Raw genomic sequence first — 13,920 nt, 5'->3', positions numbered from 1 at the left:
GCTACCATTATCGCGTCATCTGCGCTAAGCTTGCCGACATTATTGATCACGAAATTGCGCATAAAATATTAAAACGTAAGAGAGAGTATGATGGCAGATTATTTTAATTGGATTAAGGCGGCACACATTATCTCTATGGTGTGCTGGTTTGCGGCGATATTTTATTTGCCGCGCCTGTTCGTTTATCATGCGATGAGTGACGATAGCATCAGCCACGAGCGTTTTGCCATTATGGAGCGCAAGCTCTATCGCGGCATCATGACGCCGTCGATGATAGCCACTTGGTTCTTTGGTTTATGGATGTTGGGAATGGGCTGGGATGTTTATAAAACTCAGGGCTGGCTACACGTCAAGCTATTATTGGTGGTGCTACTTTCTGGCTATCATGGCGCCTGCGGATTTTATCGTAAAAAGCTCATTGATAACCCGCATTATAAATCACATAAATTTTGGCGTTGGTTTAACGAAGTACCCGTATTTGCGTTAATCTTTATTGTGATTTTGGTGGTGGTAAAACCCTTTTAAAAACACCTAACAGTAAAGCTTATTTACCTTAGAAGTATTTTTATTTTAAACATCTACAAAAAAGCGTCCATTACTGTAATAAGTGATGGACGATTTTTTAGGTCTCAATAAGCTGATTAAATGCTTTTAAACGTTTGGTCGCATGATTTGATAGACATTGCTTAAATCATAAACACGGTAGCGCGCAGGTTCACGGCGATTTTCACCGGCATAGCTAAGTATCAATGCTTGTTTGGCGCGCTCATCGACCCAGCCAACAAACAGTCCGCTATGCTCGACACCATTGTAGCCGTGATTGATATAATAGAGCCAATCACCGACTTCGATCTCGTTGCTATTGGCATAAGGACCTTGACCGTAAGTGCCTTTATGGATGGTATCGCGGCTCACCCCTGCTCGATTAAACACCGCATTTAGATAGTCCCAGCAGCCACCTTTAATAATCGTACGCTCATTTAATGCCATCTTGCGCGCGGTGCTGATGACTTCACTCGCCGCCCGACTGCTCTGGGTTTCAGCATTGCTGAGCAGGGGTAAATATTCACTATCGACATTGTCATAATTGCCAGATAAAAATGCGGGTATAACCGACGGTGCTTGGCGTTGTACTTCCGGATAACGGTAATTACTTTGGGCATTGCCGATATAAGCATTTTGGCTAGAATATGAGTTATTGGAATAGCTGTTATTAAAAGAGTTGCTATTGGAGTAAGCGTTATTAGAGGCGCTATTGGTAGAATAACTTGGTTGTACATTACCTACATTTGAGCGATAGCTAGCAGCATTGCCAGGGCGTTGAATGGTAGAGCGTGTGCTGATTTTGGCAGGAGGAACCACCGAGTACTCTGGGTTATAACGGACGCTATAATCAGGTTGGCTAGATTTTTGCGCAATCAGGGCGCTCATGCTATCGGCGTTTGCTTGACTGACCTGAAAAATTGCACCAAAGGTAAATAATAATGTACTGCACGACGTTGTGATTGACCAAATGGACAAACGCGACATGACCAACTCCTTGTCACCATATTATGGATATTGATATAGCCGATTCAATTTAATTTAATAAACCGCTATCAAGGCTAAGTATCAATAACCGTATGAACGATCAGTAAGATAAGATTTTTCAATCCTACTTATAAACCATTTGTACAGGAATCTGCAAGTATTATTGCTTTAAGGTAAGCGATAAAAGGTATTATATCAAGGATAAGCGGTAAAACGAGATAGGAATTTTAGAAGTGTGAGCGGAGATTTAGGAAGGATAATCAGTCATAAGTTTGAATATTGTTCATAGAAAAATAGACTAAAACATTCAAGCCTATCAATACCTTAATAATCCAATACGTTAATCGTCGCTCATTTTGATATTGGCATGACGTTTGCTCAGCGATTGCCCTTGTAAAATGGCTTTGGCCGCGTTTGCTTCTTGGATATTATCAAAACCGCCAATTAGGTATTTACGAATATCATCACAATCGACAATCTGTAGCTGCTCGCCAATTAATGTGATTTTGTCGCCATCAGTCAGATGAATATGCTCACGTTTGCCATGATTATCATGCACCAGCTCACCATCACGCACCCACAAGATGCCACTACTAATAACGCCGCTCATGGCTTGTTTACGTTGCAGGCGCTTACGATTGAAAATAAAACTACCCACAATCAGCAGTGCCAAAGCGCCAATAGCCAAGCGCTCAGGCAGCAGGCTCATTGCCAAAGCAACCGCCACTGCCCCAACCAATAATGCGGAGCCAAACCAAAACAGCCCATTGTCAGCCGCTGGCGACTGGCCTTGTAAGGTGATTTTAGCGCCGTCATCAGTCAGCTTTAGCATGCATAATTACCTGTTCAAAAGCAGTGAATGGTTAAAAGTTTAAATAAAAAGTCATAAAAGAACGTTTAGAGATTTACCAGCCTAGGGCTGTTTTTTGCATAGCAATCAGCTCAGCGATGCCTTTTTCGGCAAGAATCAGCATATCGTCTGCTTGCGCGCGGGTAAATGGCTTCTCTTCTGCCGTCCCTTGCAGCTCGATAAATTCGCCTTTTTGAGTCATGACCACATTTAAATCGGTATCACAGCTGGCGTCTTCTTCGTAGTTCAAATCGAGATACGCTTCGCCATCTTTCATACCAACAGACACTGCAGCCACCAAACCAATCAATGGATCAGCTTTCAATTTTTTGGTTTTTTGTAGGCTTTCTAACGCATCAATAAGGGCAATAGCGGCGCCCGTCACACTAGCAGTACGCGTGCCGCCATCTGCTTGCAAGACATCACAATCAAGATAAATGGTATTTTCGCCAAGCTTACTTAAATCAATCATCGCTCGTAAGCTACGACCGATTAAACGCTGAATTTCTTGCGTACGACCAGATTGCTTGCCGCGTGCCGCTTCACGTTGGTTACGGGTATTGGTCGCACGTGGCAACATACCGTATTCTGCGGTAATCCAACCTTTGCCTTTACCTTTGAGCCAGCGCGGTACGCCCGACTCAACGCTCGCGGTACACAATACTTTGGTATCGCCAAAGCTGACCAATACTGAGCCTTCGGCATGCTTAGTGTAATGGCGCTCAAAGCTAATTGAGCGAAGTTGGTTAAGCTCACGGTTGTCAATACGCATAATATTTCCTAGGACGATGTTGTAAAAGCAGAGTTATGGTTATATAGAGTTATAAAATAATGGATTGGTCATTACGTCAACAGAGGTGCGGGCAGACGTAAATATGACGATATCCTAACGTGGCAGCGGCGCAATAGCAAGATTCACCCAAGCTATTACGCCGCTGCTTTAGCAGGATTTAGCGTTAACGTTATTCTAACCCTTCCATCTTACGCAATTCTTTACGGAGGATTTTACCGACGTTTGATTTTGGTAATTCATCAACAAACTGGATGTGACGTGGACGTTTATAGCCAGTCAATTGCTTTCTGCCAAAATCAAGCAGCTCTTGCTCGGTCACATCACCCTTTTTGACCACAAACAGCTTTGGATCTTCGCCGCGCTCATCATTTGGAATACCAATAGCGCCGCATTCTAACACAGCAGGATGCTCGCTCATGACTTCTTCGATTTCATTTGGATACACGTTAAAACCAGAAACCAAAATCATGTCTTTTTTGCGATCGACAATTTTGATAAAACCTTTTTCGTCCATAATACCGATGTCACCTGTTTTAAAGTGACCACTGGCCGTAAAGGCTTCAGCCGTTTCTTCAGGGCGATTTCGATAACCAATCATCACTTGCGGACCTTTAACACAAATTTCACCGCGATCGCCTAGTGCAACTTCATTATCCTCTTCATCAATCAAAATTACGTCGGTGCTAGAGGCAGGAATACCAATTTTACCAGTGAATTCAGAGATAGTCATCGGGTTAAAAGCAACCACTGGCGAGGTCTCAGACAAACCATAACCTTCAACGATAGGTAGACCAGTGATTTTATGCCACTCTTTTGCCACGCTTGGCAAAACTGACATACCGCCGCCAATCGATGCTTTTAGGTTAGAGAAATCTAGGTCAGCAAAGCCTTCTTTATGAACCAAACCGTTAAACAAGGTGTTTACCGCAGGGATGTAAGCAGGTTTATATTTGCCCATCTCTTTAATGAGACCATCCAAATCACGTGGGTTCGGGATAAGCAAGCCTGCGCAACCTTGGTACATACTATACATCCCACAAACCATAAATGAGAACACATGGTATAGCGGTAGGGCGGTCAAAAGAACATCTGTAGCGTCGATATCATCTTCGAAAGCACTGTCCATGAGCGCACTAATCTGCAGCATATTGGCGACTAAATTGCCGTGCGAGAGCATCGCGCCCTTGGCAACACCAGTCGTACCACCCGTATATTGCAACAATGCCACATCGCTTAGGTTTAAATCAGGACGTTTATATTTGCTGGCTGAGACAGCATTTAGCGCATACTTAAAGCTGGTGCTCTCAGGCAAACGGTAAGCGGGAATCATTTTTTTAACATGGCGCGCGACTAGGTTGACGATAGACCCTTTAATCAGCCCCAACATATCACCAAGCTTACAGACGATAACGTGCTTCACTTGACCTTTGTCTTCGGCATCTTGATAAGTTTTGGCAAAGTTTTCGACGATAAATAAGGCTTTAGCGCCACTATCATGCAGCTGATGCGACAGCTCGCGGCTGGTATATAAAGGGTTAACGTTGACCAAAATCATACCGGCACGGATGATACCAAGCATTACGATAGGATACTGCAAGATATTGGGCATCATCACCCCAACTTTATCGCCTTTCACCAATCCTAACGACTGTAAGTAGCTGGCAATTTGACGGCTGTATAAGTCTAATTGCTTAAAGGTGATTGACGCGCCCATACAAATATATGCCGGCTTGTGCCCATAACGGCTAAAGTTACGCTCGAACACTTCAAGTAAAGACGTACTATCATCGGGCATATCGATGGTCGGCTCGATGCCATAACGCTCATAAGTACTCAGCCACGGACTGTCACTATCAATGGTCGGCATGGTAGGAAATGTATTTTCAACTATGGATTGAGCGTTGCCCGCAGCTTTATGGTTGCTGGTTTCTTTATTGATACTGTCCGTCATAATCTTCCCTAAATGTTGCTGTTAAAATATAGAGTATAGGTGCTGCCCTTAGCGTGGTCGCCAACCACGTATTTATAAAATTAAAAACTTGTGAATAAGAAACTGCTCAATATCTGAGCGTTAAGCATAATTACTATTCACAAACTTTTAAACATATAAGCAGTATGTTTAATTTTACTGTCGCTATTATAAATAGTGCTTATATGCAAATGCTGAAAACCTATTGTATAACCAGTTGCAAAGGCAATAACGCCAAAAGCTATTATTTAAAGACATCGTGATCGAAGCTTTTATCATAATATTAACTGCTTAAACATGCACTTTTATCGTGCAATACAAAAATATAATCGGCAGGAACTATAGCAGTTTTGCGCGCCATTCTCTATAAATAGTACCAAACCCTCATAGAAAAATAAAAAAAATGATAAGGTCATTTGCATAGACCTTATCATTTTTATCATTGCGCCATCGAGTGCTTAAGGTTATTCATACCACCTTAGCACGCATTAATACTCATAAATATGAATAAAAATGCCACACTCGGGATAAATCATTTAACCGTGATTCTTTTCTTCTAAAGCACGCAAGTCTTTGTGTAGAATCTTACCGACGTTAGATTTTGGTAGCTCGTCAATGAATTCGACATAACGAGGACGCTTGTAACCGGTTAGATTTTCTTTGCTATAAGCCAGCACTTCTTCTTTAGTCAAGCTATTATCACTACGCACCACAAAAATCTTCGGCACTTCGCCGCTCTTTTCATCATCGACACCGATGACGCCGCATTCCAAAATCTTTGGATGAGCTGACATCACATCTTCCACTTCGTTTGGATAAACGTTAAAGCCTGATACCAGAATCATATTCTTTTTGCGATCAACAATCTTAAAGTAACCCTCTTCATCCATCACGCCGATATCACCGGTACGGAAATAACCGTCAGACGTCATCACTTCAGCTGTCGCATCTTCGCGCTTCCAGTAACCTTTCATTACCTGCGGACCACGAACACAGATCTCGCCACGCTCACCCAGTGCGACTTCATTACCTTCTTCATCCAAGATGGCCATGTCCGTTCCAGGCATCGGTAGACCGATATTACCTGAGAACTCACCGGTACCTTGCGGGTTTGCGGAAGCAACGGGAGAGGTTTCCGACAAACCATAACCTTGCACAATGATGTTGCCGGTTATTTTTTCCCACTTAGCCGCCGTGTCTTTTAATACTGCCATCCCGCCGCCCATAGACATCTCAAGCTTGCTATGGTCTAGGGCTTTAAATGCATCGCTATTAGCGAGCGCATTAAATAGCGTGTTTACCGCTGGGAAAAACGCCGGTGGATAATCTTTATAAGCTTTGATTAAGCTTGCGCCATCACGTGGGTTTGGCACCAATAGTCCGATACAGCCACGATATAAGCCGAACATACCACAAACCGTGAATGAGAAAATATGATACAGCGGCAAGGCAGTCATAATAACAGGCTGCTCATTAAGCCCTTCAAACTTATCAAAAGCATCACCAAGATACGTGTCACACTGAATTAAGTTGGCGACCAAGTTGCCGTGCGTGAGCATTGCGCCTTTTGCGACACCTGTTGTACCACCGGTATACTGTAGTACTGCCACATCTTCAAGCCCGATATTGGTTGGACGTTTATACTTTTTAGCCGATAATTTATTGAGTGCTTTTTTAAAGTTTACGCTATTTTTAAGCGTATAATCAGGGACCAGTTTTTTGACATGGCGCACGACCGCATTAACGATAAAGCCTTTTAAGGGGCTCATCAAATCACCCATCGAGGTGACCACCACGTGATCCACCAAGTCTTTGCCAATATCTTCATAGGTTTTGGCAAAGTTTTCTAAGATAAACAGCACTTTGGTCTCAGAATCTTCCAACTGGTGCTGAAGCTCTTTGGTCGTATAAAGTGGATTGACGTTAACCAAGGTCATGCCAGCACGTAGGACACCTAATACAGCAACCGGTAGCTGCAAGATATTGGGCATCATCACCCCTACTTTATCGCCTTTTTTTAGTCCGAGCGACTGTAAATACGCGGCAATCTGTTTGCTATAACGGTCTAAATCTTCGTAGGAGAGCTTTACATCCATGCACACAAAGGCAGTACGACCAGCATGTTTAACAAAATTCCGTTCAAATATATCAATTAAAGAGGTATTGGCGGCTGGCATATCAATATGATATCGAATACCAAGCTTTTCATAGGTTTTGAGCCACGCTTTGTCATCACGACGAATTAAGTTACCTTGATTTTCCATAATCTTCCTGCTCCTAATAATAGTGTGCTGCTGCCAAACCATCTTTATCACCGAGTGATAAACATACTAAACATCGCCTTATCAGCTCACCCTCTATATAACTCTATTGACGGCAGGCGACAGACGATATAAACGTATAGCAATGGGTCAACAATATAGCGGTAAATAGCCCTTTGTTGATTAACATACACACTTTATACAAACTACTCAATATAAAAGATTGATACTTCAGTTCTTAGAATGGCTTGACGACATCTATTAATATTAATATCAACTACTTAAGCAGATATACCATCTAAATGACTCACGATATATTGATAAACATTAATCTATCAATACGTTTTCTGTGGTTTTCTAGTGAACTATTTGCGCTATTTACTGTCAAAGACGTGCGTATAACTTTTAAAATATGCGAAGTTACAGCGCCTAACCTTTTTATGCTTATGTAGCACGTCATGACCTGTCGTCTATTGTGACTTATGCCTTTTTAATTCTGCCAATATCCTTTACGATAGCAATATCCTATTTGCACACTTGCACCAATTATTTATAGCTATTAAAACTGATAAGTGAACCCTATTATATGTCCGATGTTATTGATCATACGATTGACGCTATTATTCCCAACGAACCGATGGATACCCGCTCCGTGGCGGAATTCACTGAACAAGCCTATCTCAACTATGCGATGTACGTCATCATGGATCGGGCGCTACCCAATATCGCTGACGGTCTAAAACCTGTGCAACGTCGTATCGTCTATGCCATGAGCGAGCTGGGACTAAAATCGACGGCAAAGGCGAAAAAGTCGGCGCGTACGGTCGGTGACGTGCTGGGTAAATATCATCCACATGGTGATAGCGCGTGTTATGAAGCGATGGTGTTGATGGCGCAGCCGTTTAGTTATCGCTATCCGCTCATTACCGGTCAAGGTAACTGGGGTAGCCCTGATGATCCTAAGTCCTTTGCTGCTATGCGCTATACCGAAGCCAAAATGTCCGCTTATGCCAATACTTTGCTTGCAGAACTCGGACAAGGTACGGTCGATTGGCAAGATAACTTCGATGGCACCATGCAGGAGCCAACTACCCTGCCCGCCCGCCTGCCCAATATTTTATTAAATGGTACAACAGGTATTGCCGTCGGTATGGCAACCGATATCCCACCGCATAACCTTAATGAAGTGGTACGCGCCGCGATTCGGCTGCTAAAAAACCCTGAGTTATCGGTTAAGCAATTAACGCAGTCGATACCAGCGCCTGACTTGCCGACCCCAGCTGAGATCATCACCAGTAAAAAAGACTTGCAGGCGATGTATGAGACTGGACGTGGCAGCTATAAAATGCGCGCGACCTTTCATATTGATCCTAAAGAAAAAAATCTCGTTATTATCGACGCGTTACCTTATCAAGTATCCGGTAATAAAATTCAAGAGCAAATCGCTAAGCTAATGATCGATAAAAAGCTGCCGTGGATTACTGACATTCATGACGAATCAGATCACGAAAACGCCTGTCGTATCGTCTTAGAGCTAAAATCTACCCGCGTCGATGTGCAGCGCGTCATGAGCCATTTATTTGCAAGTACTGACCTCGAGAGCAATTACCGCGTTAATATGAATATGATTGGCTTAAATGGTAAGCCACAAGTCAAAAACCTTAAAGAAATCCTAGAAGAATGGCTCGTCTGTCGCCGTTCAGTGGTCACGCGCCGCTTGCAATATCGCCTTGATAAAATCGATAAACGCTTGCATATCCTCGCAGGTTTGTTGATTGCCTATCTAAATATTGATGAAGTCATTCGCATCATTCGCGAAGAAGACGATCCAAAATTATCGTTAATGCAAGATTATGACCTCACTGAGATACAAGCCAATGCTATCTTGGATATTCGTCTGCGTCAGTTGGCAAAGTTAGAAGAGATCGAGCTGCGCCGCGAGCAAGATGAGCTCGCTGCCGAACGCGCTATCATTCAAGAATACTTGGACAATCCTGACAGCTTGACCAATCTGATGATTGACGAGCTTACCGCTGATATGAAGGAACACGGCAATGAGCGCGTATCGCAATTGGCAGAACGCGAGGAAGCTCAAGCGTTAAAAGAGTCGGATCTCGTACCAAGCGAGCCTGTCACTGCTATCCTATCGAAAGCGGGATGGATACGCGCTGCCAAAGGCCATGACGTCGATGCCGCTGGCATGACCTATCGCTCAGGTGATAGCTATCAAGCACACGTCCGTGGCAAATCTAACGAAAAAATCTACATCCTCGATAGCACAGGACGCAGCTATAGTATCGACGCCCATAGCCTCGCCTCAGCACGCGGTCAAGGCGATCCGCTGACCAGCGTACTCAAACCACCCGCAGGCGCGAGCTTTGAGCAGCTATTAATCGGCGCGGAAGATCAACGTATTATCCTTGCAAGCTCGGCAGGTTATGGTTTTATCAATACTATTGGCAATCTCGATAGCAATCAAAAAGCGGGCAAAAACATTATCAATCTAGCGGCTGACAGTCGCTTACTGCCTGTAGCACGTATCGATACGCCAGCAGATATGACTGCCAATGCTAATAACGAAAATGCAGAAGGTGAAAACAGCACTGTAAGCGCGACGCCTGACCATCTCGCTGTCGTGACCAATGCCGGATATCTATTGATATTTGCTCTTGATGATTTGCCTGAACAGGCTCGTGGTAAGGGTAATAAGATGATTAAATTAAAAGACGGTGAAGAGGTGCTTGCTATCACGCCACTCAGTCAGCAAGACAGCCTGATCATTACCGCTGGCAAACGCCATGTGACGCTAAAACCAAATGATTTAGCCAATTATACGAGCACTCGCGGTAATCGCGGCGGTCAGTTACCAAGAGGCTTTCAGAATGTGACGAGTGTTGAGGTTGCAGTCTAAACTCGTAAATTTAATTCAGTAAAGTGGGTGGAGCAATAGCGAAACCCATTATTTTAGGCAAATTAAGGAATGTTTAATGTATCGTAAAGTTTTCATCAGTCACGCTTCCGAAGATACAGATGATGCTGAATTTATCTATGAACTCCTCAAATCTAATCACTATGAGCCTTGGCTGGATTTTAAAGCGTTGAAAGTAGGCATGCAATGGGATTACGAAATTGAAGAAGCTCTAAGAGAGTCAGATTTTGTTATTATCCTTTTATCAAAAGTAGCAACTAATAAAAGAGGATACATTCAAAGAGAAATTAAGCGTATGGATAGATATTCTGAGGAAAAGCTTTCAGATGATATTTATATCTTACCTATACTAATTGACGACTGTGAAGTCCCAAAAAACCTATCTAAATATCATTATATGAAAACCATTCAAACAGACTTTAATAAAAACCTGATAGAATCATTAAATTTTCAAAGAGAGAAATATTTAGCTTCAGTCGATAAACATGACATCTTACTTGAAGACTGTGTCAAAAAATCAGACTTTTATAAGCTTAAAATTAATACCCCATATGATTGCCATATCGACTATTACCTATGTAGAGATAATACATTTTTTGATGCAAACTATATCAACTCTTTTATTGAAAGAGAGGTCTACGATCTCATTGATACCTTTCGGAATGATGAAAAAAAATATGGTTTGAATTTATCACCTCAAATGGAACATGCTTACATTGAAATTGGTAATTCGATAATCATATATTCATCAGAAATTTTATCGGTATCAACTGGCATAAGTGAGTATTCAGGTGGTGCTCATCCAAATCATTATTTAAGTCACAAGCATTTTGCTTTAAATCATGAAAGAACCTTACGATTTGAAGATTTTATTAGATATGATTATCTAACGAAATGGTTAACGGATAAAGTTAATAAATATGCAAAAGAAGATCAGGATTTCCTACTAGACTATGTTGATTCGATCGATGAAGATAACATTGATTTCCACTGGGATGATGAGTATTTTACAATAAATTTTATGAGCGTTACTCCTCACGCTCTAACAGCAGTAAGTTATTTAGAAATACCAAAGAGTGAACTAAATTTAAAAATTAAAATATAACGCTTATTTTAATGCAGTTGTACACATTGATAATATCAATAACTTATAAAGCTGCTCAGTAAAATGCACCCTACTCTCCTAACCCTGCCTTAACCCCAAAATAGGAATGACCAAGTCTTCCTCATCGGTCAGGTGTTGCGAGAGTAAATCGGTTGCGTCTACCAATGTTTGATGTAATTGCACTGCCAGCGCTTTATCTTCGACCTCACTTCTCGCCAGCCTATCGTTTTCCACTTGCAGCTTATCGAGTAGCGCATCCAAACGCACATGGTCGCGACCCAATATCTCAAACCCTGCCTGTAACTGCGGATACATCTTAATAAACTCAGGGAAAAAGCCCTCATCCTCTACGCCATGATGCTGATGCAACTTAAGAATGTGCATATTGATGCGCTTGAGTAGCTGCGAGCGATACTCTGCCCAGTCATACTCGCCAGATTGATAGCCTGCACTTATCTGTGTCAAGATACGCTGACGCTTGCGTATGTTAGTATGTACTTTTAGCCAGCCCGAGGTTTTATAAGCATAATCTGCGCTAAACCATTGATCTGGCGGTAGCTTATTAAATAAGAACAACCAATCCGCCTCTAGCCGACTGTCAGGATGACGCGGCGACAGAGTAAACAAATCCTCGTCTAAGGCTTTTTGGCTAACAGTGTTATCAGTAGATTCAGGCATTTTAGTGTCCTTATACGAAATTTCCCCAATAGAATTTACTTACAAACTTATTAACAATACTAAATTTATAGGACTCTATGTTTAGATAATATATAAAGTCAAAAAGCAGAAAATCAACTGCTTGCTGGCAAGTGTATTCAGAATGTGAAAGGCGATTATCATTATAAAAGCGATACATAAATGAGTCACAATCACCCTATTGCTGTATTTTTAGCACTATAAAATAGATAATTACTCATAAATCCAAATGATATTATTAGTAGTAACACTTAAAATTATTAAGCAAATTTCAACGACTTTACACAATTTATTGAATACTTACATAGTCGTTTTTCAAATCTAAAGGATAGTCATGTTTATTGTAGATAAGGCGGCGACAGCCAATATGAATCAGGCGTTACCGGTGCCGAAAGTGATATTTTTTGACATTGACGACACGCTCAGCCGTAACGGTATTATCGCCGCGCACAACCAAGCGACCCTTGAAGCGCTCGCTAAGACTGATATTAAATTGGTGATTTCGACGGGACGCTCTAAAGCGATATTGCCGGCGGATATTTTAGCTTTGCTCGAAGCAGATATTTTAGATGCCATTATTTGTATGAATGGCCAATATAGTTTTGATAATAAAGGCCTGATTAGCCATTATCCATTGTCTTCTGAGCAAGCGGACAAAATCGTGCAGTTATGCCAGACAAGTCAGCTGATTCATAAGTTTGACTCGGCGACGCACATTGCTTGGTCAGGCGAAAATGCGCGTTTGCGTGAATATAACGCCATAACACCCAACTCTATCGTTGACCCAGTCTATTACCAATCGAATGCTGTCTATCAATGCTCAGTATTTTTTAACAATCAACAAGAGAAGATGCAAGATATCGACTTTGCAGAGGACGATTTAAAGCTGGTACATTGGCATCATATTGGCGCAGATATTCTGCCAGCAAACGCCTCTAAAGCACGCGGTATCAAAGACGTCTGTCAGTATTATGGCGTAGATGCACGTGAATGCATGGCGTTCGGTGATGGCATGAATGATTTAGAGATGTTTGATTTAGTCGGCTATGCGGTAGCGATGGGCGATGCTCAGCCCGCACTAATCGAGCGCGCAGATTTCGTCACTGGCACGATTGAAGAGTACGGAATACAAGCAGTGCTTGAACAATTTAAGATAGCATCATAAGTATAAGAATGTTAAGAGAAAGTAGTCATAGCGTTTATCTTTATAACCAATAAAAAACCCCCTTGCCAATCGCTGACAAGGGTTTTTGTTTTTCTAGTTATTGCTAATTTTTACGTCATCACTCAGATCTGGTCGACTTAACAAGGTAGCGAGGTACCAAGACTAATGCCGCATATAACTATCTCAATAATTAAATATAGAGTAAAAAAGCACTTAACGCTTCCTGGTCATCAGACTATAAACCCAGCCACCAATTTTATAAAAGCCGACGACCATCAGGATAAGCACCAACGCTGCTAGCAGATAAGCCAGCCAATTGGGTACATGGCTGAGCCAGCCAATGGTAAATGCCAAACCCATATAAGTTTCAACCGGCCAATCAACGATAGCGGTCGGAGAGCCTGAATTAAATATCATCATAAAACCTATGATGCCAATCAAAGCCATCACTATGCCAGCGCGTACACGATTATTCATTGTATTCCTCTTTTAATTCAATCAATTTGGTTAAAATCGTCTTATTTTTATTTTGCTTAAAGTCTCAGGCGGCAGCTATGTTGACATAAGACTGGCTTATCATGTTGCCTTTCTCGTTATTATGCTATGGTAAATCTGTTTATTC

General features: G+C 42.0%; 11 protein-coding genes. 4 read left to right on the top strand and 7 right to left on the bottom strand.

All coding sequences use genetic code 11. The features are described from left to right. Positions 1–90: 90 nt before the first annotated feature. Positions 91–525, top strand: a complete 435-nt coding sequence (gene hemJ, locus JMX13_RS10510) for a protoporphyrinogen oxidase HemJ (RefSeq protein WP_201612450.1) — start codon at positions 91–93, stop codon at positions 523–525. Between the two features lie 126 nt (positions 526–651). Here the strand turns inward: hemJ and JMX13_RS10505 are convergent, their stop codons facing one another. The 5 genes from JMX13_RS10505 to JMX13_RS10485 all read right to left on the bottom strand — a co-directional run bounded on the left by JMX13_RS10505 (position 652) and on the right by JMX13_RS10485 (position 7,406). Then, complete coding sequence (locus JMX13_RS10505) at positions 652–1,530, bottom strand: hypothetical protein (protein ID WP_201612434.1); 879 nt, start codon at positions 1,528–1,530, stop codon at positions 652–654. Positions 1,531–1,870: 340 nt separating this feature from the next. Beyond that, a complete protein-coding gene (locus JMX13_RS10500; RefSeq protein ID WP_201612433.1) occupies positions 1,871–2,362 on the bottom strand; it encodes a hypothetical protein in 492 nt (163 codons plus the stop codon). 73 nt (positions 2,363–2,435) lie between these two features. Beyond that, on the bottom strand, positions 2,436–3,152 hold the full coding sequence (gene rph, locus JMX13_RS10495) for a ribonuclease PH (protein ID WP_183620154.1): 717 nt from the start codon (positions 3,150–3,152) through the stop codon (positions 2,436–2,438). A 190-nt stretch (positions 3,153–3,342) separates the two neighbouring features. Further along, positions 3,343–5,124, bottom strand: coding sequence for an AMP-binding protein (locus JMX13_RS10490; protein ID WP_201612432.1), 1,782 nt, complete (start codon positions 5,122–5,124; stop codon positions 3,343–3,345). Between the two features lie 554 nt (positions 5,125–5,678). Next, positions 5,679–7,406 carry an AMP-binding protein gene (locus tag JMX13_RS10485; protein ID WP_201612431.1) on the bottom strand — a complete coding sequence of 576 codons (1,728 nt, stop codon included), beginning with the start codon at positions 7,404–7,406 and terminating at the stop codon, positions 5,679–5,681. Positions 7,407–7,989: 583 nt separating this feature from the next. On the opposite strand from JMX13_RS10485, the gene parC reads away from it, so the two are divergent. Further along, on the top strand, positions 7,990–10,314 hold the full coding sequence (parC, locus tag JMX13_RS10480; RefSeq protein WP_201612430.1) for a DNA topoisomerase IV subunit A: 2,325 nt from the start codon (positions 7,990–7,992) through the stop codon (positions 10,312–10,314). Between the two features lie 76 nt (positions 10,315–10,390). Next, positions 10,391–11,437: a TIR domain-containing protein gene (locus JMX13_RS10475; protein WP_201612429.1), complete on the top strand. Its 1,047-nt coding sequence runs from the start codon at positions 10,391–10,393 to the stop codon at positions 11,435–11,437. 78 nt (positions 11,438–11,515) lie between these two features. Here JMX13_RS10475 and JMX13_RS10470 read toward each other — a convergent pair whose 3' ends face one another. Beyond that, complete coding sequence (locus JMX13_RS10470; protein ID WP_201612428.1) at positions 11,516–12,115, bottom strand: hemerythrin domain-containing protein; 600 nt, start codon at positions 12,113–12,115, stop codon at positions 11,516–11,518. 352 nt (positions 12,116–12,467) lie between these two features. Here JMX13_RS10470 and JMX13_RS10465 point away from each other — a divergent pair, with 352 nt between their 5' ends. Next, entirely contained in the window at positions 12,468–13,298 is an 831-nt protein-coding gene (locus JMX13_RS10465; protein WP_201612427.1) for an HAD family hydrolase, read from the top strand. 213 nt (positions 13,299–13,511) lie between these two features. Here the strand turns inward: JMX13_RS10465 and JMX13_RS10460 are convergent, their stop codons facing one another. Further along, positions 13,512–13,775, bottom strand: coding sequence for a hypothetical protein (locus JMX13_RS10460; RefSeq protein ID WP_201612426.1), 264 nt, complete (start codon positions 13,773–13,775; stop codon positions 13,512–13,514). Positions 13,776–13,920 lie beyond the last annotated feature (145 nt).

The sequence above is a fragment of the Psychrobacter immobilis genome (assembly GCF_904846285.1).
Lineage (GTDB): Bacteria > Pseudomonadota > Gammaproteobacteria > Pseudomonadales > Moraxellaceae > Psychrobacter > Psychrobacter immobilis_D.
This window is presented reverse-complemented; position numbering and strand designations above follow the sequence as displayed.